This window comes from Lactobacillus sp. ESL0791, assembly GCF_029433255.1.
GTDB lineage: Bacteria > Bacillota > Bacilli > Lactobacillales > Lactobacillaceae > Lactobacillus.
On sequence record NZ_JAQTHU010000001.1, the window covers coordinates 186910 to 213393 of the forward strand.

Annotated in this window: 27 protein-coding genes and 2 riboswitches; of the genes, 20 read left to right on the forward strand and 7 right to left on the reverse strand. The window is 39.1% G+C overall.

Features of this window, described 5'->3' with window-relative positions; genetic code table 11:
* Nucleotides 1-163 precede the first annotated feature (163 nt).
* The 7 genes from PT285_RS00955 to PT285_RS00985 all read left to right on the forward strand — a co-directional run bounded on the left by PT285_RS00955 (nucleotide 164) and on the right by PT285_RS00985 (nucleotide 7047).
* Nucleotides 164-2221, forward strand: a complete 2058-nt coding sequence (locus PT285_RS00955; RefSeq protein WP_277147099.1) for a BglG family transcription antiterminator — start codon at nucleotides 164-166, stop codon at nucleotides 2219-2221.
* On the forward strand, nucleotides 2211-2828 hold the full coding sequence (locus PT285_RS00960) for a bifunctional 4-hydroxy-2-oxoglutarate aldolase/2-dehydro-3-deoxy-phosphogluconate aldolase (RefSeq protein ID WP_277147101.1): 618 nt from the start codon (nucleotides 2211-2213) through the stop codon (nucleotides 2826-2828). The genes PT285_RS00955 and PT285_RS00960 overlap by 11 nt, the downstream gene beginning before the upstream one ends.
* Before the next feature lie 80 nt (nucleotides 2829-2908).
* Nucleotides 2909-3379: a PTS sugar transporter subunit IIA gene (locus PT285_RS00965; protein ID WP_277147103.1), complete on the forward strand. Its 471-nt coding sequence runs from the start codon at nucleotides 2909-2911 to the stop codon at nucleotides 3377-3379.
* Nucleotides 3376-3675, forward strand: a complete 300-nt coding sequence (locus PT285_RS00970) for a PTS lactose transporter subunit IIB (RefSeq protein WP_277147105.1) — start codon at nucleotides 3376-3378, stop codon at nucleotides 3673-3675. Before PT285_RS00965 ends, PT285_RS00970 begins: the two co-directional genes overlap by 4 nt.
* An 18-nt stretch (nucleotides 3676-3693) precedes the next feature.
* Complete coding sequence (locus tag PT285_RS00975) at nucleotides 3694-4968, forward strand: PTS galactitol transporter subunit IIC (protein ID WP_277147106.1); 1275 nt, start codon at nucleotides 3694-3696, stop codon at nucleotides 4966-4968.
* 19 nt (nucleotides 4969-4987) lie between these two features.
* Complete coding sequence (gene dgoD / locus PT285_RS00980; RefSeq protein WP_277147108.1) at nucleotides 4988-6133, forward strand: galactonate dehydratase; 1146 nt, start codon at nucleotides 4988-4990, stop codon at nucleotides 6131-6133.
* On the forward strand, nucleotides 6127-7047 hold the full coding sequence (locus tag PT285_RS00985; protein ID WP_277147110.1) for a phosphotriesterase: 921 nt from the start codon (nucleotides 6127-6129) through the stop codon (nucleotides 7045-7047). The genes dgoD and PT285_RS00985 overlap by 7 nt, the downstream gene beginning before the upstream one ends.
* A gap of 164 nt (nucleotides 7048-7211) precedes the next feature.
* On the opposite strand, the gene thiE is transcribed toward PT285_RS00985, so the two are convergent.
* From thiE to thiM, 3 genes are read right to left on the reverse strand one after another with little or no spacing between them, the layout of a single operon-like run.
* Entirely contained in the window at nucleotides 7212-7868 is a 657-nt protein-coding gene (thiE, locus tag PT285_RS00990; protein WP_277147112.1) for a thiamine phosphate synthase, read from the reverse strand.
* 7 nt (nucleotides 7869-7875) lie between these two features.
* A complete protein-coding gene (thiD, locus tag PT285_RS00995) occupies nucleotides 7876-8685 on the reverse strand; it encodes a bifunctional hydroxymethylpyrimidine kinase/phosphomethylpyrimidine kinase (protein ID WP_277147114.1) in 810 nt (269 codons plus the stop codon).
* A 13-nt stretch (nucleotides 8686-8698) separates the two neighbouring features.
* On the reverse strand, nucleotides 8699-9490 hold the full coding sequence (gene thiM / locus PT285_RS01000) for a hydroxyethylthiazole kinase (RefSeq protein ID WP_277147116.1): 792 nt from the start codon (nucleotides 9488-9490) through the stop codon (nucleotides 8699-8701).
* A gap of 82 nt (nucleotides 9491-9572) precedes the next feature.
* A riboswitch (TPP riboswitch) is annotated at nucleotides 9573-9673 on the reverse strand.
* 139 nt (nucleotides 9674-9812) lie between these two features.
* Between thiM and PT285_RS01005 the strand changes: the two genes are divergently transcribed.
* From PT285_RS01005 to lepA, 5 genes are all read left to right on the forward strand, one after another.
* Nucleotides 9813-10733, forward strand: a complete 921-nt coding sequence (locus PT285_RS01005; protein ID WP_277147118.1) for a DMT family transporter — start codon at nucleotides 9813-9815, stop codon at nucleotides 10731-10733.
* 121 nt (nucleotides 10734-10854) lie between these two features.
* A complete protein-coding gene (locus PT285_RS01010; RefSeq protein ID WP_277147120.1) occupies nucleotides 10855-11136 on the forward strand; it encodes a type II toxin-antitoxin system RelB/DinJ family antitoxin in 282 nt (93 codons plus the stop codon).
* The gene (locus PT285_RS01015) at nucleotides 11126-11473 is read left to right on the forward strand and encodes a hypothetical protein (RefSeq protein WP_277147121.1); all 348 of its coding nucleotides are present in this window, start codon (nucleotides 11126-11128) and stop codon (nucleotides 11471-11473) included. The genes PT285_RS01010 and PT285_RS01015 overlap by 11 nt, the downstream gene beginning before the upstream one ends.
* Before the next feature lie 101 nt (nucleotides 11474-11574).
* The gene (locus PT285_RS01020) at nucleotides 11575-12255 is read left to right on the forward strand and encodes a TetR/AcrR family transcriptional regulator (RefSeq protein WP_277147123.1); all 681 of its coding nucleotides are present in this window, start codon (nucleotides 11575-11577) and stop codon (nucleotides 12253-12255) included.
* Complete coding sequence (gene lepA, locus PT285_RS01025) at nucleotides 12233-14020, forward strand: translation elongation factor 4 (protein ID WP_277147125.1); 1788 nt, start codon at nucleotides 12233-12235, stop codon at nucleotides 14018-14020. Before PT285_RS01020 ends, lepA begins: the two co-directional genes overlap by 23 nt.
* Nucleotides 14021-14061: 41 nt before the next feature.
* Here the strand turns inward: lepA and PT285_RS01030 are convergent, their stop codons facing one another.
* The gene (locus tag PT285_RS01030) at nucleotides 14062-14730 is read right to left on the reverse strand and encodes a type 1 glutamine amidotransferase (RefSeq protein ID WP_277147128.1); all 669 of its coding nucleotides are present in this window, start codon (nucleotides 14728-14730) and stop codon (nucleotides 14062-14064) included.
* Between the two features lie 28 nt (nucleotides 14731-14758).
* Nucleotides 14759-15100: an ASCH domain-containing protein gene (locus tag PT285_RS01035; protein ID WP_277147130.1), complete on the reverse strand. Its 342-nt coding sequence runs from the start codon at nucleotides 15098-15100 to the stop codon at nucleotides 14759-14761.
* Between the two features lie 185 nt (nucleotides 15101-15285).
* Between PT285_RS01035 and glpK the strand changes: the two genes are divergently transcribed.
* Genes glpK through PT285_RS01050 form a run of 3 tightly spaced genes read left to right on the forward strand, consistent with a single transcriptional unit; the run spans nucleotide 15286 to nucleotide 18100 of the window.
* Nucleotides 15286-16788: a glycerol kinase GlpK gene (gene glpK, locus PT285_RS01040; RefSeq protein ID WP_277147132.1), complete on the forward strand. Its 1503-nt coding sequence runs from the start codon at nucleotides 15286-15288 to the stop codon at nucleotides 16786-16788.
* Nucleotides 16789-16817: 29 nt separating this feature from the next.
* Nucleotides 16818-17588 carry a tyrosine-protein phosphatase gene (locus tag PT285_RS01045; protein ID WP_277147134.1) on the forward strand — a complete coding sequence of 257 codons (771 nt, stop codon included), beginning with the start codon at nucleotides 16818-16820 and terminating at the stop codon, nucleotides 17586-17588.
* The gene (locus tag PT285_RS01050) at nucleotides 17585-18100 is read left to right on the forward strand and encodes an O-acetyl-ADP-ribose deacetylase (protein ID WP_277147136.1); all 516 of its coding nucleotides are present in this window, start codon (nucleotides 17585-17587) and stop codon (nucleotides 18098-18100) included. Before PT285_RS01045 ends, PT285_RS01050 begins: the two co-directional genes overlap by 4 nt.
* A 51-nt stretch (nucleotides 18101-18151) precedes the next feature.
* Here the strand turns inward: PT285_RS01050 and cytX are convergent, their stop codons facing one another.
* The gene (gene cytX / locus PT285_RS01055; protein ID WP_277147138.1) at nucleotides 18152-19327 is read right to left on the reverse strand and encodes a putative hydroxymethylpyrimidine transporter CytX; all 1176 of its coding nucleotides are present in this window, start codon (nucleotides 19325-19327) and stop codon (nucleotides 18152-18154) included.
* A gap of 64 nt (nucleotides 19328-19391) precedes the next feature.
* Nucleotides 19392-19493, reverse strand: a riboswitch (TPP riboswitch).
* 243 nt (nucleotides 19494-19736) lie between these two features.
* Here cytX and PT285_RS01060 point away from each other — a divergent pair.
* The 5 genes from PT285_RS01060 to PT285_RS01080 all read left to right on the forward strand — a co-directional run bounded on the left by PT285_RS01060 (nucleotide 19737) and on the right by PT285_RS01080 (nucleotide 25026).
* Nucleotides 19737-20612 carry a PRD domain-containing protein gene (locus PT285_RS01060; protein WP_277147140.1) on the forward strand — a complete coding sequence of 292 codons (876 nt, stop codon included), beginning with the start codon at nucleotides 19737-19739 and terminating at the stop codon, nucleotides 20610-20612.
* A gap of 133 nt (nucleotides 20613-20745) precedes the next feature.
* On the forward strand, nucleotides 20746-22722 hold the full coding sequence (locus PT285_RS01065; protein WP_277147142.1) for a beta-glucoside-specific PTS transporter subunit IIABC: 1977 nt from the start codon (nucleotides 20746-20748) through the stop codon (nucleotides 22720-22722).
* Between the two features lie 28 nt (nucleotides 22723-22750).
* Complete coding sequence (locus tag PT285_RS01070; RefSeq protein ID WP_277147144.1) at nucleotides 22751-24196, forward strand: glycoside hydrolase family 1 protein; 1446 nt, start codon at nucleotides 22751-22753, stop codon at nucleotides 24194-24196.
* 180 nt (nucleotides 24197-24376) lie between these two features.
* Complete coding sequence (locus PT285_RS01075; protein WP_277147146.1) at nucleotides 24377-24739, forward strand: type II toxin-antitoxin system RelE/ParE family toxin; 363 nt, start codon at nucleotides 24377-24379, stop codon at nucleotides 24737-24739.
* A 2-nt stretch (nucleotides 24740-24741) separates the two neighbouring features.
* A complete protein-coding gene (locus tag PT285_RS01080; protein ID WP_277147148.1) occupies nucleotides 24742-25026 on the forward strand; it encodes a helix-turn-helix transcriptional regulator in 285 nt (94 codons plus the stop codon).
* A 182-nt stretch (nucleotides 25027-25208) separates the two neighbouring features.
* Here the strand turns inward: PT285_RS01080 and PT285_RS01085 are convergent, their stop codons facing one another.
* The gene (locus PT285_RS01085; RefSeq protein ID WP_277150567.1) at nucleotides 25209-26450 is read right to left on the reverse strand and encodes an MFS transporter; all 1242 of its coding nucleotides are present in this window, start codon (nucleotides 26448-26450) and stop codon (nucleotides 25209-25211) included.
* Nucleotides 26451-26484 lie beyond the last annotated feature (34 nt).

Below are 26484 nucleotides of genomic sequence, written 5' to 3' on the forward strand. Positions count from 1 at the left end.
TTTAAAAAATATGTAAAAGACCGTTAGGCAAAACCTTGCGGCCTTTTCGTATTTTTAAGTATATAAAATGTATATCTGATCAATTATCCTGTACAAATTTTGCTTTAATAGCAAATACTTCTTAAGAAAATTTGGAATAATATAAAGCTACAAGGTGGAAGAAATGAATACTAGAATCCAAGAAATAATTTTCATTTTGTTAGAAAATCCTGATATTAAAGTAAGGGAGATGATGAAGAGACTCACACTAACAAGGCGGCAAGTCAATTACGCTATAAGCCTAATTAACAACAAGTTAATTGATAAAGGAATTGAAAAAATAAAGCGAAATTCTGATGGTAGTTTTACATTTTCATCAAGGATAAAAGAGTTGTTGTCAAATTATGAGTCAGAAAATGGTGAATATAATGTAAAAGATAGGTCTGTAATCATAGTAATGTATTTGCTTTTTTATCCAAATTATACATCACTGGATCATTTAGCTTTACTTCTCGATTATAGCAAAACGACAATTGTAAATAATTTAAAAGAAGTATCTCGAATGCTTAGAGAATATAATTTAAAACTAAATTATGATCGAAAGCATGGATATATTATAAAAGGAGATGAGGAGCAAGTCTTTAGGTTGGCAACTAATTTGGTTCAAAACAATTCAAGTAATCTATTTCAGCGAGCTGCAGATGCCGATAAATTGCAACAAAAAGTTTCTAAGCAAGCAATATTATTAATTATGAATGTTGAAGAAAAATTTCAAGCATCTTTTTCTGATAAATATTTTAATAATTTAAAAATGATGATTCAGATTATCATTTCTCGAGGTATGAGGGGTAGTAATACAGATGATTATGTTGATTCATTTATTGGTCAGACAAAAGAATATCAGTATTTGCGCAAAATGCCAATTTTAAAAGAACTAGATAATGCTCACGTTAAATGGATAGCATTAGAAATATTATCAGCTAATGTTTTTGATAAAACTGGTTCTGAAATTAGTTCTGATGAAATTGCTTTATTTGGTTTTGTTCACCAGATTGTGGAAGGCTTTAAAAGCAAAACTTTAGTTAATATAGACGATCAATCACATTTTGAAAAAAGGTTATTAAATCATCTCAGACCAGCTTGCTTTCGTGTGAGATATCATCTTCCTAGTATTGAGTTTTCTACAATTGGTAAGTTTTCAAATCATCGAATTTTAGAAAATATTATTAGAGAGTTAATTACTCCTTTAGAAAGTTGGTTGGGTACAAATTTTTCGGATGAAGAGGTACAGCTTTTAACTTATTATTTTGGGTATTTGCTTGTTAAAGGGAATAATACAGATAAGAAAAAAATTATTCAATATAAAGCTGTAGTGGTTTGCTCTAACGGAATTATTATGTCAAATATTTTATTACGAATTCTGAAAAATATTTTTCCAGAAATAAATTTTCTTTTTTCGATGTCAGACAGGGAATTTAAAGAATCAGAAAAAAACTTTGATGTAGTATTTTCAACTATACCTTTAGAAACAAATTTACCTAATTATGTTGTTAAACCTAATATGAATTATTCAGAAAAAATTGCTTTAAAATATCGTGTCTTGAATGATTTAGGATTGGAAAAAACTGATCAGCAAGTTGAGAACCTAATTAATACTGTCTCTAAATATGCAAAAATTAATGATGCTGGTAAATTGCGTCAAGGTATAACCAAAGTCCTTCTATCAGAACAAAACATAACTGATGATGAAAATACAAAAATTAATAAGTTTCCGGATCTATTAGATTATATAAAACCTAATTATATTCAAGTGATAAATCAAAAAAATATTAATTGGAAGGACGCTTTATTTCAAGCTTTGCAACCTTTAGTTAGAGAAAAAATAGTTAACGATGATTATTACACTGAATTAATAAAACAGCTATCCAATAGAAATAATTATAGCTTTTTGGGAACAGATATGGCTATACCACATTCCTCACCGGAAAATGGTGTAGAGGGTGATGGAATTGGTTTTTTAATATCTCGGTGGCCTATTAAATTGCCTTATGGAAAAGAAGTGAGAATTTTAGCACCGATAGCTTTTTTTTACAGAGATCGTTATTTAAAAGCAATTAATCAATTGGCAGACCTAGCTACTAATAAAGCGATTATTCAAAAAATTCTTAATACACGGTCTTCAGATCAAACATATCAAGTTATTAGAATATATATAGAAAGGAAAAATAAAGGTGAAAGTTGAAGATTATCCCAAATTTACAATAATTTTGCGTAATTATTCGCAAATACAAGCTCATGCAATTTTATTAGCATTAAAGGGTTTAGAAAATGAATTTGCAGTAGAAATAACATTGAACACTCCGAATGCGTTTAATATGATTAAAAACTTTAATGATGAATTTGGAGAAAAGTTGATCATTGGTGCTGGTACAGTACTTGATTTTGAAAGTGAAAAAAAAGCGGTTGAGAATGGAGCACAGTTTTTATTGAGTTCTTGTGTTTTTACTAAAGAAATGATGTCTTTTGCTAAAAAGAAGAAAGTGATTACAGTTCCAGGTGTAATGACACCAAGTGAAGCCTGGAAAATGCATCAGTATGGAGCTGATATTATTAAAATTTTTCCTGCAGTTACTGTTGGCCCAGCATTCTTTAAAGCAATAAAAGCACCTTTAGGCAATCTTCGATTGATGGCTGTTGGTGGTATTTCCAGCTCTAATATCCATGAGTTTTTAACTAATAAAGCAGATTATATTGGAATAGGATCAGGTGCTTTTAAACCTAAAGATGTTGAAAATCTAGACATTGAAAGACTGCATGCATCTTTAATCGATATAGTTCACAAAAAATAAATAGATGAATACTAACGAATTACCTATATCTAAAATTTCAAATATTTATTTGTAAGATTATGAATAGGAAAGAATATGGGATGAATAATATTAATATAGATAAAAAAGATATATTTTTAAATAAAGAATTTAGTTCAAGAAAGCAATTTTATGATTTTATAACTAATATTTTACTTGAAGAGGGGAAAATTAAAGATACATATAAAAACAGTATTTTAGTAAGAGAATCTAAATTTCCTACAGGTTTAGATACTGGAGAAATCAAAGTGGCAATACCACATACTGATTATAATCAATCAAATGTTACGCAGTTGGTTATAACCACATTGAGTAAGCCAATAAAGTTTAAAAAAATGGATAATCCAGTTGATGAAATAGAAGTTTCTATAATTTTTTTAATTTTATTTAATAAACCTGAAAAACAGCTTTTAATGCTTAAACAAATTATGAACATTATTCAAGATCAAGTTTTTCTAAAAAACTTACTTAAACAGAATTCAACGAGTGAGGTAATATCACTTTTTAATAATAAAGAGGAGAATTTATCATGAAAAAGAAAACAGTAATTGTATGTTGTGCATCGTCAATGATTACTTCAACTATTGCAGCCGGTAAAGTGAGAGATATTGCAAAAAAAATAGGGGCACCAGAACCTCGAATTATTCAATGCAAATTTTCTGAGGTGCAAGGCAACATAGAAACGAATGAGGTAGATTTGATTGTCCCGACAGGTAGATTAAATGAAAACGTAACGGGCAATGTCCCTATGGTTTTAGGTACACCATTTATTACTGGAGTTAATGTTGATGGGGCAGAACAAAAAATTGCAGAAATATTAAAAAATTAATGTGAGGAGGTAATAGTTATGCAATATGTAATAAATGCATTAAATTGGATTAGTCAATTAGGGCCTATGGTAATGATGCCCATAATTATTTTTATTTTAGGTCTAATATTTAGGGTTAAGTTTGCAACACTAATCAAATCATCATTGACTATTGGTGTAGGTTTTGCTGGAGTAACTATAGTTATTAATTGGTTTGTGGCTCAAGTTGGTCCTTCTGTTCATTCGATGGTTTCTCATTGGGGTATTCAAACTAGTATTATGGATGTAGGTTGGCCGGCAAGAGCTGCTGCAACTTGGGCATTTCCTTTAGCAGCTGTAGTCGTTTTTATAGTTTTGGGTATTAATGCACTTATGCTAATTACCAAAATGACTAATACGGTAATGGTGGATTTTTGGAGTTATAATCACTACATTTTTACCGGTGCGCTTGTTTGGTATTTGACAAAAAGTGCAGGTATTTCTTTATTGGCAGCTGCTTTAGATGCAGCAATTAGCTTTAAATTAGCAGACTGGACAGCTCCGCTTGCGCAAAAATATTTTGGATTAGAAGGCATTTCTTTTCCAACTGCTAACTCAGTTGGTTGGGCACCGATTGCATGGTTATTAAATAAGTTATGGAGTGTTATTCCAGGTATCAAAAATATTGATGCCCGTCCTGAAAAAATTCAAAAAAAGTTTGGTTTTGTTGGTGAGCCACTGTTCATGGGTTTTGTGATCGGTGTTTTAATAGGTATCTTAGCTGAAGACAAAGTGGGCAATATTTTAATAGTTGGTATGAGTACAGCAGCTACCATGGTGCTAACACCAAAAATGATGCAAATATTGATGGAAGGCCTTATTCCATTTGCGAATTCAATTAAAGAGTTATTGAATAAGAAATTTCCAGGTAACAAATTTACTATTGGTGTTGATGCGGCTTTAACAGTAGCAGATTCATCAGTTATTGCATGTGGTATTATCATGGTTCCTATTACATTAATTTTAGCTGCAATTTTGCCAGGAAATAAACTTCTACCTATTTCAGATATAGCTTATCAAGCCATGTGGTTGTCTGCTTGGCCAGTAGCATTTGGTAAAGGCAATATTTTTAGAGGGTTGTTGTCGACCTTTGTTATTACATGTTGTGTATTATTAATTGCTACTAACTTAGCACCGATTCATACTCAATTGGCTTTAGCAGGTGGCTTTAAGTTAGCTCAAGGTATGCACTACATTTCTACTGAAGATGCAGGTACACATATTATTGGGTTCTTAATTTATAAGGTAATTGCACTTATAAAAGCTATTTTTTAGTAGGATGTAGGAGAAATTTATGAGAATTTCAAATTTTGTTATTTATAAGGTTAAGCCGCGTTGGGTTTTTATTAAAATTAATACAGATGAAGGTGTTTCAGGCTGGGGTGAGATGGTTTCTGGAACCAAAACCGAAACTGTCGTTGCCGGTGCTAAAGAAATGGCCCAAAAAATAATTGGTAAAAATCCGTTTGAAATCGAGCGAATTTGGCAAAGGCTGCATCGTTCTTTCTTCCGAGGTGGTCCTATTAATGGTACTGTTGTTTCTGGAATTGAGATGGCACTATGGGACATTAAAGGTAAGGCGCTAAACTTACCGGTATATGAATTACTCGGTGGTGCCGCACGGGATCGTATTAAGGTGTATTCATGGATTGGAGGAGACCGCCCCTCCGATGTAGTTGCAATGGCACAAGAACGTTGGGATAAAGGCTTTCGTGCAGTTAAAATGAATGCCACATCGGAAATGCATTATGTTGATTCACTTGATAAAGTTGATGCCGCTGTTAAACGTGTAGCGTCAATTCGTGAAAAATTTGGTAATGAAATGGCAATCGGAATCGATTTTCATGGCCGAGTTCATAAGCCCATGGCTAAAGTTTTAGCTAAGGCTTTGGAACCATATCATCCGATGTTTATTGAGGAACCGGTTTTACCTGAGAATGAAGAATATTTTGCTCAAATTGCAAATGAAGTTTCTACACCGATAGCTACTGGTGAGCGCGTATATACTCGTTGGGGTTTTAAAAACATTTTTAAACAAGGTGCAGTTGATATTGTTCAACCAGATATTTCCCTCTGTGGCGGTCTTTTAGAAGAAAGAAAGATAGCTGCAATGGCGGAAGCATATGATATGGCGGTTGCACCTCATGCACCATATGGTCCGGTTGCATTAGCAGCCACATTTCAAGTTGATGCCTGCACGCCAAATGTGTTCATTCAAGAACAAAGTTTAGGAATTCATTATAATCAAGGATTTGACTTATTGGACTTTGTTAAAAACAAAGAAATTTTTCAATATAAAGATAGCTTCGTGGATATTCCTAAAGGGCCAGGCTTGGGAATTGAAATGGATGAAGATAAAATTAAGGAAGTTGCTCAAGAAGGATTAATATGGAATAATCCTGCATGGGAAAACTATGATGGGACAATTGCTGAATGGTAAATACTAATAAAAAAATTAATACGGTTAATGGTAAAATATCTGTTAATTCTATGGGAATAACTTATATTCACGAACATTTATATGTAGTACCTAATGAGTTGCCTAAGTATTATGATTATACATTGGATGATATAGATAAAAATATTGCTGAAGCAGTTTCTTTTAAGGATGCTGGTGGCAATACGATTGTTGATTTAACACCGATTAATTATGGGCGTAGCCCATTGCTGTTAAAGAAAATCGCAAGCAGTGCTGGAATAAATGTGGCGTTTGTAACAGGTTTTCATAAGCAAGAGTTTCAACCAAGTTGGATTAAGGATATGACTGATGCGGATATCTATAATTTTTTGACTAATGAAATCACTGCAGGTGTAACTTCACAGCATCTTTTACCAGCTGGCATGAAATGTGGTACAAGCTATAATAATATAACAGATGATGAAAAAAGAATTATTATTATAGAATCTAAAGTTCAAAACGACTTACATATTCCTATAATAACTCATTGTGACCAAGGAACAATGGGGTTAGAACAGTTAGCATTATTTGAAAAAAATAATGCTGATCTATCACATATATGTTTGAGTCATGTGGACCTAATGGAAAATGAAAAATACATTGAGCAAATTTGTCAGACTGGCGCTTCCGTATGTTTTGATCACATTGGAAGAGATTTGGACAATCATGATGAATTAAAAGTACAGATGATAGTTAAACTTGTACAGAATGGATATGCTGATCAGATATGCTTATCTGGTGACATGGGACGGAAAAAATATTTCGTATCATATGGCGGGAAGCCAGGCCTTAAATATATTCTTACAACACTAAAAGAGGAGCTGTTGAAGTATATATCAGAAGAAGATTTTATAAAGATGGTTAAGGATAATCCGCAAAGAATTTTAACATGGTAATTTTTTAAGAAGTTATAAAAAATACTATCTTAATTCTCCCTATTGAATTTCGTTTGTGAAATTAAGAAAAGAAAATTGCTTAAAATAAAAACGATTCATGCTTGCACATAGCAGGTATGAATCGTTTTGTTTAAGGAAATACGTATGACTTTAAGTCATTAAAATTAATTTATCCACGGTGCATTGCGTATCGCTTGAATGGTTTGTTGATAATTGCTGCTTTGAGCGATTAAGGAAATTACTGCCGCGCCTGCCGCTTGGGTTTGGGCGATAGCCGGCAGGTCCTCTTCTTTAATACCGCCGATTGCAACGATGGGCCGATTACTATTTTGCACTAATTGCCGCAAACCGGGAATGCCGATCACTGGCGACGCATCATCTTTTGACTGCGTGGCAAAAATGGGGCCACAGCCGTAATAGTCAATGCCGGAAATTGTGTTAGCCTTGACTATTTCTGCTAAATTAGAACAAGAATAGCCAACGATCATTTTTTGTCCGACCTCAGTTACCACCTGAGTGATGGCTTCGTCGCTTTGACCAACATGAATTCCTTCTGCGTCAACAGCCTTGGCTAGCGCAACGTCGTCATCAACGAAGAATGGTACATGATGTTTTTGACAAAGCTGGTGCAATTTTTGCGCCATTGGCACGCGCTCACTTACGGCTAAAGTAGAATTTTGCCCCTTATCACGAAATTGAAAAGCGGTAATTCCGGCTTTCAGAGCCTGTTCAAGAACTGTTGGCAAATTTTCCTTTGGCTGCAAATCTTGTGTGCCGCAGATGAAATATGCTTCTAGTAATTTTGCATTGAATTTTTTCATTTGGTAATTACCTTGCCTTTGCCCAGTGGTTCAGGGGCCCGTGACCGTGACCGACTTGGATCGTATCTTTGATTGTTGCCGTGACGTATTTTTTAGCTAGTTTAATTGCTGTTGGCAGATCTTTACCTAAGGCAATTTGGGCTGTAATGCATGATGCAAGCGTATCGCCCGTGCCATGAGTTCGCTTGGTATGTGTTCGCGGACTGCTTACCCAAAACGAATTGCCGTCTTCTAGCAAAATATAGTCTTTTGCCTGTTCATCAGGAAAGTGGCCGCCCTTAATCATGACATTTTTAACGCCATAATTTTGCAATTGCGCTGCCAAGTCTGGATATTGCTCTTGCTTGGTCACTTTTTGTCCGGTTAATTTTTCTGCTTCAGGCAGGTTGGGAGTGACCAAATCTGCCAGAGGCAAAAGTTCCTTTTTGACAACTGTAACTGCATCTTCACTTAAAAGGGGGGCACCGCCTTTTGCCACCATAACCGGATCAATTGTTGTGAAACCAAAATCGTACTTTTGCAAATTTAATGCGACTTGGTGAACGTGAGCAGCATCGCCCAACATGCCCGTCTTACATGCTCGGATATGGAAATCAGCGGCTAGGGATGAACATTGCTGATCAATCATTTTGAGTGGCAATAAATATGAGGCCTGAACTCCCAGTGTGTTTTGCGCGGTTACTGCCACAACCACAGCTGTGCCAAAAACATGCTGCATCTGAAAAGTCTTGAGGTCCGCCATGATACCGGCACCGCCGCCGGAATCGGTACCCGCAATTGTTAAAACTTGCGGAAATGAATTAATTTCTTCAGTCATTTTTGCGCTCCTCTTAATCGTAAGAAACGATTTTTTCTAAATCAGCAACCTGTGCTTTGGCTAAGTAATCCATTAAATAGACAGCAAAAGTTCCAGGACCAGCTTCAGGATGCTCTTGGGCAACTAATTCACCAACCGCACCGAAAACTAAAGTGGCAGTTTGCGCTGCTTCGAATAAATTGTCTGGACTGATGGCGGCAAAAGCGGCCGTGATACTTGAAAGCATATCGCCGGAACCAACGTGAACTTGAAATAGCGGTGTGCCGTTGTTAACATGAACAACTTTTTTGCCATCAGTAATTGTATCAGTTGCTCCGCTGGAAATGACCACACAGTGATATTTCTGGGCCGTAGCTTTAGCAATTTCATCAATATTACCGCTGCCTTCACCTGCGTCAATTCCCTTGGCATTCCAGGTAAACCCGCCTAAAGCAGCAACCTCGCCAGCATTACCGCGAATAATATCGGCATGAAATGCAGTTAAACATTTTTGCGCAACTTCTAACCGGTAGTTAACAGCACCAACTGCCACCGGATCAAGAACGATAGGCTTATGAAACTGATTGGCTAATTCTCCCGCTTTCAGCGTTTGCGCAATCTGTACTTTAGTTAAAGTACCCAGATTTAATTGTACGGCACCGGCCATTTTGACCATTGGCTCTGCCTCGGCAATTTCCTGGCTCATAATTGGTGAAGCGCCGATTGCGTTTAGCCCGTTGGCCACATCTTGCACGGTGACAAAATTGGAAATATTTAAAACTACCGGGTTTTGTTGCCGCAGCTGATCTAATAATTTTAATTGCATATAAACCTCCTAAAAAATTAGAAGTGTACCTTTACTTATTGAAGACAAATAAAAAACTTTGCCACATAAAAAGTGTCAAAGTTCAATTTGTTTGACACGTTCCTACGCGAGTTCTAACTCACAGGTTCAAAGGGTCTGAAACTTTTGTTTCATCTCAGCTTAAAGGCACCCCTCGTGTTATTGTTATCAGCTATATTATATCTATTTTATGGAACAAAAACAAATAAAGGCAATAGATAAAATTGTGTTTTCCCATCTGGAATTTCATTGCTTCTTTTTGTTATTATAGATAGGGTAAAATTTTAAGAGGGAGAACGGTTTGATGGTAACGCAAAAGCAGAGACAATTATGGGCATTTTTGGCAGGATTAGCCTGCGTGATGTGGGGGATTTCCGGCTTATTTGCTAAATCTTTGTTTAATTATAGCTCGGAAATTACACCGATTTGGCTGTCACAGGTGAGAATGGTCACTTCTGGCATTATCTTGTTGATTTCTGCGGGAATTATGGGACAAAAACCGCTAGCAACGCTGAAAAATAAGCATGATGCACTGACACTTGTTGCCTATGGCATTTTTGGCTTGCTGCCGGTACAGCTCTTTTATTTCATCACCGTGCAAAAGGCTAATGCGTCGATTGCAACCATCTTGCAATTTATTGGCCCCTTTTTTGTGATGGCCTACATGACACTGACGCATAAGCAAACTTTGCGGCGGCTGGATTTAATTGCCGCTTTTGCTGCTTTTATAGGTGTGGTTTTGCTGGCAACGCATGGTGATTTCAGTCACTTGGCGATTACGCCAGAGGTGTTGATGTGGGGCTTGTTAGCAGCAATGGGTGTTGCTACTAATACTCTGATCCCCATTAATATTTTGCACCGGGTTTCCAGCTTAGTAGTGACTGGCTGGGGCTTGTTAGCGTCAGGCATCTGTCTAATTATTGTTCATCCGCAAATGCCGCACTTAGCTCATCCCAGTCAAATTATTTTTCCGGTCAGCATGGTTGTTATTATCGGCACCTTAATTCCTTTTCAATTGATGACCAATTCATTGCGCTTTATTAAACCAACAACTGCTAGTTTGCTTGATGCCTTTGAACCATTTTCAGCTACAATTGGTTCGGTATTGTGTTTTGGTTTGGTGTTGAAGCCGCTAGACTGGGTTGGCTCAATCTTGGTGGTTTTAGCGGCGATGGCGTTAAATATTATGCCGCGCAAGAAGAAATCTAAGATTGACTCAATGTAGTAATGCTTTAATTGAATAAATTTAAGTAATAGAGCATCTGAAACTAAAAGTGTTCTATTTTTTGCCTCGGTTATAAGATAGTATAATTATAAGTATAAAAATAGTAGTAAGGAGGAAAATGATGCCGATTAAAGAGAAAAAGAGAATTCAAGTACAAGTTGATAAGGATTTAGCAAATGATACAGAAAAAATCTTAAATGAATTAGGGATGACGCCTACAACCGCAATAACCTTACTTTATAAACAGATAGCTGCAGATGGAGCTTTTCCTTTTCGTCCAGCTTTGAGTGCAAGTGAAAAAGCTACCTTACAATTTTTAAAAGAAACTGAAGACACACCTGTAACTACCTTTACAACCGATGAAGAGGTGCAAGATTGGCTGGACGATCCGGATGAAGACTAATGATGTAATTACATTGTATGTTGGCTACATAGAAGGAAAGGGCGGAAAACGGCGACCTGTTATAGTTAGAAAAATTAGTAATCAAGGTTTGATGGCTTTTAAAGTGACGACTAAATACGCAAATAAGTCTGAATACATTAAGCAGCAGTATTATTCTGTTCATGATTGGGCAGAAGCGGGCTTGAAGCAGCAATCTTGGATAGATATCGGAAATATTTATGAATTTAAGAATAAGAATTTGCAGGTAAAGAAAATAGGGCATTTGACTGCAAAAGACCAAATTGGGTTAGCAAGATTCAATACTGAATTTAAGTTAAAACGAAAATATAAAAAATAAGTCATCTAAAATTTAGGTGACTTGTTTTTTTACTTTTAAAATTGACCGATAGTCAATTTTGCTATATGATTTTTATAACTTATGTGAGAGGAAGGCCAAGAATGGTTAATATTCATACTAGCGAGCAGAAAAATGCTAAACGTCAGCAAATTATGCAGGCTGCAATTACTTTATTTGCGAAGCAGAGTTATGCGGATATCACCATGCAGCAAATTGCTACTGCGGCGGGCAGCTCCAAGGGCACGCTTTTTAATTATTTTGCAACTAAAGAGGACCTCTTCATGTGCATTCTGCTGGAAGATTATCAGGTTTATTTAGGCAAGATTAGCAGCTGGGTCAGCGAGCAGAAATTAATTAGTAAAGATGATTTTGTTCAGTTAATGGTAGAGCAGACCAAAAATTTAATTAAGAGTCATTCGGTTTTGGTACGGTTGAACGCAATTCGCGGCCCTGTGCTAGAAGGTAAGGCCAATATGCACGAAACACTACTGCGACGGAACCAACTGTATCAAGTTAGTAAAGATTTAGGGCAGCATTTAACAGAGAAAACTGGAAATTTATTGTCACAGGGACAGTTCAGCCACCTGTTTATTATTCAGAGTGGCATTATTAGCGGCTTAATGAATATGTCATCATTGTCGAGTTTTAATCATCAGAAGATCAATACTATTTATCCCGATTTTGAAATTGATTTAATACCAGAGGCACAGCGGCAGATGCGTTATTATTTAACCGAATTTTTAAAGGAGCATGAAAATAATGGAACAAGCAAGAATTCGTAATTTTGCAATTATTGCCCACATTGATCACGGCAAATCGACCTTGGCCGACCGGATAATGGAGTTAACTAAAACCGTGAGTGAGCGTGAGAAGAGCAACCAACTGCTTGATGACATGGAAGTGGAGCAGGAGCACGGCGTTACAGTTAAGGCGCGAACGGTCCGCAACTATTATCAGGCACGTGACGGGCAAGAATACGAATATAATTTAATCGACACCCCGGGTCACGTTGATTTCAGCTATGAGGTTGCCAAAAGCTTAACGGCCACGGAGGGTGCACTCTTATTGGTTGATGCAACTCAAGGCGTACAGGCACAGACAATTGCTAATTATCGGATTGCTAAGAAAAATCACCTGGTTCTAATTCCGGTAATCAATAAAATTGATGTGGCTTCAGCCGATGTTGAACAGACCCTAGTGCAGCTGCATGAACTGGATGAGAGTTTTACCAAGGAAAATACTCTAATGATTTCAGCTAAAACGGGCAAAGGTGTGCCAGAGGTACTGGAAGCGATTAAGGAGCGAATTCCCGCTCCTCAGGGGGATGCGGCTAAACCGTTAAAAGCCCTGGTGTTTGATTCTCTGTACGATCCCTACCAAGGGGTTGTTGCCTATGTGCGGCTGCTTGATGGACACCTCGGTCAGGACAAAAACTTGCAGTTTATGCAGACAAATTTTGATTTTTTGGCAAAAAGTATCGGTATTTTTAGTCCCAACATGCACGAACAAAAAGAACTGTCAGCGGGGGAAGTTGGCTATGTGGTGACTGGCATTAAAGATCCTAAAGAAGTGCGGGTTGGTGACACGTTAACCGCTAAGAAGAACCCCACTGCTGAAGCTTTGCCTGGTTACCAAACGGCTAAGCAGATGGTCTATGCTGGACTTTATCCCAAGAACAATGATTTTCCAGCCTTAAAAGAGGCAATTACTAAGTTGAGTCTGAATGATACTTCATTTTCGTATACCGAAGAGCGGTCAGAGGCATTAGGTGTGGGTTTCCGCTGCGGCTTCTTAGGTGCCTTTCACTTGCAGATTATCCGAGAGCGGCTGCATGACGAATACGGCCTAGATGTCTTAACGACGGCACCTAACGTAACTTATTATGTTTATCTGAAAAATGGGCAAAAGATGCAGATCAATAATCCGGCCCAATTTCCGGCTTTTGGTTTAATTGACTATGTTGAGGAACCATTTGTCGAAGCAGAAATTACGGTTCCCAGCGATAATTTGAACGCAGTCTTAAAACTGATTGAGCAACATAAGGGCAGCCTGTTAGACATGGATAATAATGGCGAACTGATTCTGGTAACTAGTAAAATGCCGTTGTCGGAAGTGGCCTACCATTTCTTTTCGGAATTGAAGTCAGTTTCGCATGGCTATGCCAGCCTGAACACGGAGTTTTCGGATTATGAAGTAAGCGACCTGGTAAAAGTAGAAGTGGATATTAACTACGCACCGGTTGATTCACTAGCCTTTGTGGTGCACCGGCAGGACGCGCCACAGATGACGCAAAAGCTGGTGCGTGAATTAAAGATGACGGTACCGCGGCAGCTTTATCCAACACCGGTGCAGGCAATTGTTGAGGGCAAGGCCCTAGCCCGGGTCGACGTACCGCCACTGCGTAAGAATGCAGCAGTTTCAGGTGAAAAAAAGAGTATTTCGAAAAAGGCTTCCTTATTAAGACGGCAGAGCATGAATAAGCGGCGGGCAACACAAAATAATATCAAGTTGCCGCAGAGTGTGTTTAACGCAATTTTGGAACTATAAAGAAAAAAATGAAGTTCATTATCGAACCTCATTTTTTATATTTACGCTGTTACCCGCTTTTCATGCCATTCCAAAATCATTTGCATGATTGCCTTGGCAACATTGATATTGCGCAGTAGTGGCCCATGGGAATAGGTGCCGATAAAATTGCGGTAGCGCAGACCTTCTTTTTTATCCTGCGGATTATTGCCGTAGCCTTCAATCATGTCACCCAAGGGCTGTAGCATTTCTTGATCATCAAAATAAGTTTGTCCCGAATGATTTTCAAAAGCGCGCACCTCGCCCCACTGCGTCGTGTAATGTGTGTTGCCAATCATTCGTTTGTCAGCCTTGAAGACGGTGTGAAAAGGCAAAATACCCAGGCCTTTGATCGTGATACCGGAATTGGTTTTGTAATAAGTGCCGACAAGCTGGTAGCCGCCGCAGACGCCGAGCATAGGGTGGCCGGCATTGATGTATTCTGTCAGGGTTTCTTTGTGCCGCGGCAAATCTTTGGCAACCACGGTTTGCTCAAAGTCTTGCCCGCCGCCAAAAAAGACAAAATCATAGTCAAAAGCATTAAAGGGATCGCCCAGAGAAACATTATCGATTTGTGTAGTGTAGCCCTCTTTTTTTAGGAAAAAACGTAAAATTTTGACATCCCCGGAATCACCGTAGGTGTTCATCAAATCTTCGTATAAATATGCGATTTTTATTGTTGTGTCTGCCATTGTGTGCCTGCCTTTTAAGTAAACTGAATTAAATTGGTGCAACCGTGATTGCCATAGCGCCGTATTTGTGTTCTTGTTCCGGAGAATATATTTTGTACATATCAGAAACCATTTTGTCCAGGCTGTCAGTCGGAGCACTGCCGACCTCTGCACCCTTATATTTTGTAAAAAGAGCAGCAAAAGTAGTGAAAGTTTCCAGCTGCTTTATTTTAACTGCAAGGGTTTCACCAGTTTCTGTATCAATAAAATTAATTGTGTCCGCGACGCATAACTTTCGCCGTTTTTCATCATTTAAGCGGATTTCAATTGTTTTGGTATGACCTTTGATCAATAATAATTGCTCGTGATTCAGGCCCATTTCTGTAGTCATTGTTCTTTTTCCATTAGGGCAATAATTTGTTTTTTCATTAATTGTTTCTTTCTGTTAGCTTTATTTATACAATAGAGTATAACTTACAGATAGTTTAAATGTTACATTTACCGCTTGTAAAGGGTATCATTTATTAATATCATTATCTTAAATAATAAATCGCTTTCACAAAGAAAGGAAAAATAATGACTAAAAAATATATCATGGCAATTGATGAAGGAACTACCTCAACGCGTGCGATGATCATTGATCATCAAGGCAAAACCGTTGCTTCGTCGCAGAAAGAATTTCCGCAATATTTCCCGCAGCCAGGCTGGGTTGAGCATAATGCCGAAGAAATTTGGCACAATGTTCAGACAACGATGGCAACCGCATTAATTGATTCGGGAATTCGCCCTGACCAAATTGCTGGAATTGGTATTACAAATCAGCGGGAAACGACCGTTATTTGGGATAAGGAAACAGGGAAGCCAATCTATAACGCAATTGTTTGGCAGTCACGGCAGACAACGCCTCTAGCAGAAAAGTTAATCAAGCAAGGGTACAGTGATTCAATTCGGGCAAAAACCGGCTTGATTATTGATCCTTATTTTAGCGCAACCAAAATTCGCTGGATTCTTGATCATGTTCCGGGTAGTCAGGAGCGTGCTGAAAAAGGCGAACTGCTTTTTGGCACGATTGACAGCTGGCTAGTTTGGAAGCTGACTGATGGTGAGGTGCACGTGACGGATTATACCAATGCCTCACGGACAATGCTGTTTAACATTCACGATCTAAAATGGGACCAGGATATTTTAAAATTATTGAATATTCCGGAAAAAATGTTGCCCCAGGTAAAGGCAAATTCTGAAGTCTACGGCTATACCAAGCCTTACAATTTTTTTGGTGGCGAAATTCCGCTGGCCGGGATGGCCGGTGACCAGCAGGCAGCCTTGATTGGCCAGCTGGCTTTGAAGGAAGGCATGGTTAAAAATACCTATGGCACGGGTTCCTTTATCGTGATGAATACCGGTGAAAAGCCGACGACATCTAATAACAATCTGTTGACAACAATTGCTTACGGCCTGGACGGGAAGATTAATTATGCCCTTGAGGGTTCGATTTTTGTTGCCGGCAGCGCTATTCAGTGGCTGCGCGATTCAATGAAAATGATTAAAACGGCGCCCGAAACCGAAGCTGATGCTTTTGCATCAAACTCTGAAAATGAAGTTTATGTCGTACCAGCCTTTACCGGATTGGGTGCACCGTACTGGGATTCCGAAGCCCGGGGCGCAATTTATGGTCTTACACGGGGCACAAATAAGAATGATTTTATCAAGGCAACCCTGCAGTCGCTTGCTTACCAAACACGGGATGTTGTTGACACGATGCAGATTGATTCTGGCATTGAAATTCCTACATTGCGTGTTGACGGCGGTGCATCCAATAATAATTATTTGATGCAGTTTCAGGCAGATATCTTGGGTACCAAAATTGAACGAGCCAAAGTCTTGGAAACAACGGCGATGGGTGCGGCTTTTCTGGCTGGACTGGCAGTGGGCTTTTGGAAGGATATAGATGAGTTGAAAAGTATTTCACTGATCGGGCAGTCTTTTGAGGCCAAAATGGCTAAAAATGAGCGTGAAAAATTATACGCTGGCTGGAAGCGTGCTGTAAAGGCAACACAAGTTTATGCTCACGGGGAATAAAGCTTGTTGTTAAACAGGAGGGTAATAAAATGGCACATGATCGCATTGTCAGCCTAGATGGGCCGTTAAATTTTCGTGATGTTGGCGGTTACCAGAACGAGTCTGGGCAAACAGTAAAATGGAATAAGATTTACCGCTCAGATTCACTGAGTTCTTTGTCAGCAAGGGATCAAGTTAAATTGACCAAGCTGAGGATTACAGTAGATTGCGATTTGCGTTCGGCCTATGAAAAGAATGCTTCACCGGATTTGCTTTGGCCCAAGGCTGAGTATGTTGACGTTCCAGTTTATGCTGATAGCAGGGATGGCAACCACAGTAATAAAATTTACCGTTTTCTTCACCACATTCCTGATCTGAAAAATAATTTTATTGGGCAAATTTACCAGGAAACTTTGCTTAATTCGCATAGCCAGGAAATATTTACCAAAATTTTTGCTCAGCTGCTCGTTTTGCCTGAAAATGAGGCACTGGTCTATCATTGCAGTGCCGGCAAGGACCGGACAGGCATGGTATCAGCCCTAATTTTACTGGCGCTGGGTGTCAGCGATGATACGATTGCACGTGATTATTTATTGACCAATAAATTGTACGATTTTGCGGCTTCGCGGCAGCTGCCGAGTAACGATGAAATTACCCAGATGGTTGCAAAAATGAATGTCACCAAGGGTGAGGGAACTGCGATTCGTGGGATTACCGAGACCATTCGTGCCGGCTGGGGTGATTTTGACCGCTTTTTTGTTAAGGAATTGGGCTTTAGTCAAGAAGATTTAGCACATTTAAGGCAGATGTATTTGAAATGACAAAAATAACAATTATTCAAGCTGACATCACCAAAATAAAGGCGGACGCAATTGTCAATGCGGCTAATAAGTCGCTGTTAGGCGGTTTAGGCGTTGATGGTGCAATTCACCAGGCAGCAGGACCAAAATTGTTAGAAGAGTGCCGCACACTTCACGGCTGTGCTACAGGTCAAGCTAAAATTACTAAGGGCTATAATTTGCCCGCTAAATATGTGATTCACACAGTGGGACCGGTTTATTCGGGAATAAAGCAGGATAATGAGCTGCTTGCTGCTTGTTACCATAATTGTTTGGAGTTAGCTAAGCAAAGAAATTTGCATAGTATTGTTTTTCCAGCAATTTCGACGGGTGCCTATGGTTTTCCGGCTAAGGCAGCCAGTCGAATCGCCTTTGAGACAATCAAGCAATGGTTAACTGATAATGCTGACTATGAAATGCAGGTTACCATGTGCGCCTACGACCATCAGACGGCGCGTCTTTTTAAAGATACACTTGCGGCGCAAAATAAATAGGGAGCTTTTTCCAAAAAGCTTCCTATTTATTTTTATCAAATTTTTCAGTGACTACTTCACTTGCCGCTGAACAAAGAGGCTGGTAACGAGCAGGCCAATCAATAGAAAGAGTAGCAATAGGAAGGTTGTTCCCCAAACAAAATCTAACCGCTGTAAAAAGGAGTACGCGATTACCCCGATTAACCACCAGCCAAAATTGATAATTGTTCCCAAATTCCGCTTAATAATGAAGATACTGACAAAAAGAATGGCAAAGAGCGGGGTAAAGACAGCACCAATCGCATTTAGAAAATTTTGGTAGTAATTAAGGGAGACGGCTAGCGAGATAACTAGACCAATAATCGTTGCTAGAATGGCCAGCAGATTAACGTGCCCGCGGTGCAGGATATTGTCAAGGCTGGTCGCTGCGGAATAAGCATCCATAAAAGTCGTGGTGACAGTTGAAAAAATAATAATCAATAATGTAACTAGTCCTAAATTAGTTTGTGCTAAGGCAGTTGTAAAGTTACTTTGCCCGGTTTTAACTACTGTTAGCAAACCTAAAATAAACATTGCACTGCTGCCAAGAAAATAACCGCTGACACTGACCAAACTGCTTTTGAAAGGCTGCTTTTCCTGACACGTGTAATCACCGATTACTGGCAGCCAAGAAAGCGCCATCGTCACGTTTAGTTCAACGGCGCTACCAAAGCTGATATGGCCTCTGAAGGTCCCAGCCATAGGAAAGTGTTTAGTTGTAAAAATCCAGGCAATAATTATTACCCCAATGGTTAATAATATGACAACCGTATTGTTGATTTTGAAAAGCCAATCATGGTTGAAAAGCAGCCACACAATGATTAAGGCTGCAACAATAATTGCCATTAAAACCGAGTTTTGAAAATGAAAAAGTTTGCCGGTCATGCTGTTGAGGGCAACCTGCGCGGTAACGATCATTACCGCCGTCCAGCCGATTAGCTGAATTGCATTTAGCAGTGAAAACAAAATAACCCCGGTTTTACCAAAAATATTTCCGGTAACGGTAATGGCCGTCTTTTTTTGAATAGCTGACAGATAAGCAGCTGGCAGCAAAAATAAAAAGCAGCCAATTACGTGTCCGATAATGACTGCGGTGATCCCCTTGCCCCAGCCCAGCGGCGCCATTAAGGTTCCAGTAACAATTTCGGCAATGGAAATCGCCGTGCCGAACCACAAAAGAAATAAACTGCTTAATTTGGTATTTTTCATTAGAAACCTCTTTCAGAAAAAAATCTTTTACCCATTAAATTAGCATGAGTAAAAGATTTCCATAAAAGAGCTTTAAAAACTTCCCTACGCAAGTTCTAACTTAACAGGTTCAAGGGTTAGGCTTTTGCACCAGTCTCAGCTTTTGACAGCACCCCTAGTTTTTAGATATTTAATTAAGAGTAGTTTACCACGATTTGCCGAGTTGCGTTTTATTTTTGATAAAAAAGATTTAGTGAATTACTGCCCAAATTTCTGTAAATAAAGATTGAAATCGCTTTAGCACTGATTTATAATATAAAATGTAAATAAGTGTGTTACTGATTCGATCAGGCATAAACCTATAAATGACAATAACGGTATATTTGCTGTTAGCTATTTGTAGGTTTTTTTATTTAAGGAGGCAGCCTGAGTGAAATTTATCAAGAATTTTAACAATAATGCTGCCTTAGTCTCCGATGAAACCGGTCATAAGTGGGTGGTCGTTGGTAATGGTGTCAGTTTTGGCAAAAAGCCGGGCGACCTCGTTGATGAAGAAAAAATTACACACCGTTTTGTTGCCGTTGAGAAAAATATCAAGATGGTTGACAGTGTCAGGGATATTGACGCGCGCACGTTATCGCTGACGACGGATGTAATCGATCTGGCTTCGACTGAGCTGCAAATTAAATTTTCTGATTACCAGTATTTAGTTTTAGCAGACCATATTGATTTTATGCTGAAACGGGCCAATGAACAGATTGAGCTTGGTGAGGATACCGTTCGCTGGGAGATGAAAAAACTTTTTCCGAAAGAATTTGCAGTAGCAAAAGAAGCCCTGGGATTAATGAGGAAAAAAAGCGGTCTGCCTTTAGCGAATGGTGAAGCGGTCTATTTGACCTATCACTTTATCAATGCTGGTTCTGGTCAGACCAAGCTGCAGGATACGATTAAGATTACCAAATTAATCCGCGGCGTAATTGCGATTATTGAGTATCAATACGGTCTGCAGCTGGACACGGAATCATTTAATTTTAACCGTTTCATGACCCATTTGCGGGCCTTCATGGTACGCCATATCATTGGCCAAGAAGATGAGAAGGGCAGTGAACTAGATTCGGCATTGCTGGAATTAATGAAATCCAAGTATGCTAAAGCCTATGATACGGTTTTGAAGATCGGGACTTATTTACATGAACAGGCCGGCTGGCAATTGCAGCCGGATGATGAAGTGTATTTGACACTGCATGTTTGGCGGGTAACGCACAGGCAGAGTGATAACAATACACACAAAGTTGATAAAGTTTAACAGTTATTAGTTTATTTATGCTAGTGGCGTGTTACTGGTAAAGCAGGCATTAACCCGGAAGTATAAAGGACGTTTTTACTCGTCCTTTAGTACTTTGCGGGTTTTTATTTTGAAAAATTGAGGGAGAAGCAAAGTGGCTTACGAAGATTTAAGTAAGGCAATTATCGCCAATGTCGGCGGTAAGGATAATGTAGCCAGTGTTGTGCATTGTACGACGCGGCTGCGCTTTAAGTTGAAGGACCAAAAGAAGGCTAACGATGATGCCATGAAGGCAACTGATGGCGTTATTTCACTTGTTAAATCAGGTGGACAGTATCAGGTAGTTATTGGCAATAATGTGGCCGATGTTTACGATACACTGGTGAAAGTTGGTGGCTTTCAAGACGGCGGCGAAGTTGCTGATGATTACGTTGATACCAGCAATATGAGTTTGATGGACCGGTTTATTGATCTGATCTCTGGCATTTTCAACCCGATTTTAGGACCAATGTGTGCCGCCGGAATGATCAAGGGTTTCAATGCAATGTTTGTTGCTTTGAACTGGGAAACACAAACCTCAGGTACCTATATCGTTTTAAATGCAATTGGTGACAGTTTGTTCTACTTCTTGCCGGTTATTTTGGGGATTTCTTCTGCCAAGAAATTCGGCATTAATGGTTATCTTGGTGCCACAATTGGTGCAGCGCTTTGTTATCCAACAATTGTCGGAATGACTAGCAGTAAGACCGTTTTGTATACTTTGTTTAAGGGAACAATCTTCCAAGCACCGATCCACATGACCTTCTTAGGGATTCCGGTAATTTCGATGAATTATACTTCATCGGTTATCCCGATTATTTTGGCAATCTGGTTTGCTTCAAAGGTTAATAAATTAGCCCGCAAGATTATTCCGGACGTCGTTAAGACATTCTTAGTACCGTTTATGGTCTTATTAATTACCATTCCAGTAACTTTTATCGTTATTGGGCCAATCGCTACTTGGCTTGGTGATGCAATTGCTGCAGGTGTTTCTGCTGTTTACAACTTCAGTCCAATCTTAGCTGGTGCATTAATGGGGGCCTTCTGGCAAGTATTTGTTATTTTTGGTGTTCACTGGGGCTTTGTTGCCGTCATGATGACCAATATTGCCGCAATGGGTTATGACCCGATTTTAGGTTTATCCCTTGCTGCATCATTTGCGCAAACTGGTGTTGTTGCTGCTATTATTTTACAAACCAAAGATGAAAAGACCCGCAGCATTGCGATTCCTGCATTTGTTTCAGGAATCTTCGGTGTTACTGAGCCAGCGATTTATGGTGTAACGTTACCGCGTAAAAAGCCGTTTATTCTCAGTTGTATTGCTTCCGCAATTGGTGGTGCATTGATTGGTGGTTTTGGTACTAAGGTTTATATCATGGCCGGCATGGGTATTTTCTCCATTCCTGATGCTATTAGTAAATCTGGTATCGATATGCGCGTATACGGCTTGATTATTGCAATGGCTGTTGCCACTGTTTTAGGTTTTGCTTTTCAAATGATTTTTGGCAAGAATAGTGTTGATGCTCCGCTTGAGGGCGAAGTAGCACCCGCAGTTGCTGCGGCTGAAAATAATGCCAATGCGGAAGTTACCGAGATTGCTGATTCTAAAAAGTCAAATGCTGCTGCAGATTCATACAATGAAGCAGAAGTTGTTCTTGCCCCATTATCTGGGACAGTTGTTCCTTTAAGTGAAGTAAAAGATGAAGTTTTCTCAAGTGGCGCCATGGGTAAAGGAGCTGCAATTGAACCTAGCGAAGGCAAGGTTTGCTCGCCGGTTGATGGGCAGATTGCAATGGTCTTCCCAACCGGACACGCAATTGGTTTGAGATCCGTTAATGGTGCTGAAATCATGATTCATATTGGGATGGATACTGTGGAACTTGACGGCAAAGGCTTCAAGACGCTGGTTAAAAAAGATCAGACCGTCAAAGCTGGCGAACCGCTGATTGAATTTGATTTAGATGCAATTAAAGAAGCCGGCTATGAAGTTACCACGCCGGTAATTGTCACTAATATGAAGAACTACCATGATGTAAAAGTACTGACTTCTGGTAAAATAAAGATAAGTGATAAATTCTTAGATTTACAGTAAACGTTTTGAGAAGGGACGGAAGATAAGAATGAGTTCAATAGACTTTCCTGATGGCTTTTTATGGGGTGGCGCAACGGCTGCCAACCAATTAGAAGGTGCATATCGAGAAGGCGGCAAAGGTTTATCGATTGCCGATGTTTTGCCTGAAGGCCGTGACCGGATTGATTTGGTTAATAAACCTGATTTTGATTTTTCAATTGATCCGAAAAAATTTTATCCGAATCATATTGGAATTGACCATTATCATCATTTTAAAGAAGATATTGCCTTGTTTGCCGAAATGGGCTTCAAGTGCTATCGTTTCTCAATTGCTTGGTCACGTATTTATCCTAACGGGGATGAAACTGAGCCTAATGAAGAGGGCCTGAAATTCTACGATGCATTAATCGATGAATGTTTGAAGTATCAGATTGAGCCGGTTATTACAATTTCGCACTATGAATTGCCATTAACTTTGGCTAAGAAATATGGCGGCTGGAAGAATAAGCAGTTGATTGATTTTTATGAGCGCTTTGCCCGGACTGTCTTGACGCGCTATTACAAAAAAGTTAAGTACTGGATGACTTTCAATGAAATCAACAGTGCTGCGCATTTCCCAGTAATGGGGCAGGGACTTGTTACTGCCAACGGTGCTGATGATAAGAAGAATGTTTATCAGGCTTGGCATAATCAGTTTGTTGGGAGCGCCAAGGCGGTTAAAATTGGGCATGAATTAGATCCTCATCTGAAGATCGGCTGCATGATTTTGTATGCGACGACGTATAGTTATGATTGTGATCCTAAAAATCAATTGGCAGCATTGCAGGATAATCAAGCTAATAACTTCTTCTGTGCGGATGTGCAAGTGCGGGGACATTACCCGGTTTACACCAAGAGCTTGCTTGCACGCAACGGTGTGCAACTAAGCGATCTTGATTACACCCAAGAAGAATTAGACCTGCTTGCTAAATATCCGGTTGACTATATTGGCTTTAGTTACTACATGTCATCGGTTGTTGATGTGACTCATGAAAAACACGAAACGGTTAACGGCAATCTGATGGGCGGCGTCAAGAATCCATTCCTGAAGTCCAGTGATTGGGGCTGGCAAATTGATCCGACTGGTTTGCGGATTGCGTTGAACCAGCTGTCTGACCGTTATGAAAAGCCGCTTTTTATTGTTGAGAATGGTTTGGGCGCGGTTGACCGACCTGATGCTAATCACTATGTTGCTGATGATTACCGGATTGATTACCTGCGTGAGCATATTAAGGCAATTGCAGGGGCAATTGATGATGGTGCTGATGTGATGGGTTACACTCCTTGGGGCTGTATTGACCTAGTCAGTGCATCAACAGGAGAAATGTCCAAGCGTTATGGCTTTATCTATGTTGATGAAGACAATAACGGACAGGGCAGTTTCAAGCGCTACAAGAAGAAGTCTTTTGACTGGTACAAGCAGGTGATTGCTTCAAATGGTCAAGACTTAGGATAAAAATAAATAATTAAGCAAAAAATCATTCTTATTAACGAGAATGATTTTTTAGTGCTTAGTAAAATTTAGATATTATGTTTTTATATTTATTATATGTTAGTTGGATCATGAATGAAAAAAGACATCAAAAGTTTTGATAGCATATATTGATTTTTGCTCATAATATGATATAGTAGATGCATGAAAAATCCAAAATTTAAAAGTTATAAGCGATTAAATGGACATAATGAGTTCATTGAGTTTTATCAAAAGTTGTCTGAAAAGGATAGAGGGAAATTAGCCATTTTAATTGATAAAATTCAAAGATATGGATTAGCTATAGCTGCAAGAATGGAATGGATTAAAAAAATAGATAAAAATCTTTATGAAATTAGAACTAAAACTAGTTCTAACATTCAAAGAGTTATATATTTTCATGTTGAAGATGAACAATACATTATTACTCATGGGTTTACCAAAAAAACAAATAAAACTCCTAAACGTGAAATTGAACATGCTAAAGTAATTAGAGCAGAGTTCTGGCAAGAAAGGGGAGAAAGATAATTATGAGAAAAGATGCATTAGTAGACGTAGATAAAATTTTTGCGAAAGATATGAAAGATCCTGAATTCTTAGAAGCATATGAATCTGAATCAAATAAATTGGAAAGTGCTTTAGCCGTCAGACTGGAAAGAGAAGAGTACGGTTGGACACAAAGAGAATTAGCCGATAAAGCTGGTATACCACAATCAACTGTTGCTAGAATTGAAAGTGGTGCTAATACTAGCATAGACACTATGTCTAAAATAGGCTTAGCTTTTGGTAAGTCAATAAAAATTAGTTTTGTATAAAGCTAAATGCAGTAAGCTCAAGAGCTTTTTGTACCAAACGAAAAATGGTTCTAATTAGGCGTATAACATACGATAAAAGCAATCCTCTTGGTCATGTGGATAGGAGAAGATTGCTTTTTTTGACAATAATATTTTGCAATGCGGCTGTTCATTTCCGAACGGTTAGTTGTTGAGACCATGTTTTACCGATTACGCCGGTAGGAAATACCCCAGGCGAAGATGATCACAATGATGAAATTAATTAATAACGTGGTACCAGTGGTCCAGAAAACAGTTGCGTAGTTATATAGGCCAGAAATTGTTGAGCCCATCATCGAACCAAGGACAGAACCGACTGCTTGAAAAGACTGGTTGTAACTGAAGATACGACCAAAACTTTCCGCTGGTGTATTCAAAGTAAGAACAGTTTGGGCTGCCGGTAGCATTGCGGCACTAGCGATACCGAGTAAGAAACGCAAACCAGCCAAGATCCACGGCGAATGTGTCAGTGCCATGGGCACAAATAAAATTGCACCGACAATCAGGCCGACACGCAGTACCCGCAGCGGACCAATATCATCCATCTCATGACCAATTTTGGAAGCGGCAATTAAGGTGCCTAGGCCGGGTGTGGCGGCAACAATTCCGGCAACAAACGCGATATTTTTGCTACCCGGCATCATGGATTTGACATATAAAGAAACAATCGGGTCAATTGACATGTTGGCGGCCTGAACTAACATAGTTGTGACAAACATGACGACAATCAATTTGACATTGGGCAGCTCGTGCATAATTTCTTTCATTGGTTTCATTTCTGCACGCGAAATTGGTGTAAAGTTTTCGTGAACCAGAAGGGTTGTTCCTAAAAAGACAAGGAACATTAGGAAACCGGTGATAAAGAAGGGGATACGATAACCCCAGGCTCCGCCTAACCAGTTACCGAAAAAACTGGAAAGAAGGCCGCCCAGGAGCGGGCCAACTAAGTTGCCGGCGGTTCCCGCGGTCATCATTTGGCTCATGACCCAGCCGCTGCGCTGATGAGGTGTCTCACCAGCAATTAATGCAGTAGCGTTGTTGATATAACCAGAAAATGCGCCTTGAATAAATCGCATCACGATAATATAGATTGCGTTGGGGGCAAAACCGGTAGCGGTAATTGTCAGGGCCATGACTCCGGAAGCCCGCATACACATTAATTTGCGTCCTTTTCTGTCAGCCAGATTGCCCCAGTATGGAGAAACAATCGCTTGGGCAATAAAAGTAACGGCGAATGCCAGTCCAGAATAAAAGTTGATTTGCAGTTTACTGTAATGACCTAAATCAGCAATAAATAATGAGATGAAGGGCATCGTCATTGAATAGCCCATACCAGTAATAAAGGATCCTAGCCATAAAGTGTAGAAGGCCTTGTGCCAGCCGGCAGGTAATTTATTAGATTGTATCAATTTAAACTTCCTTTTAATTAAAACAACATCT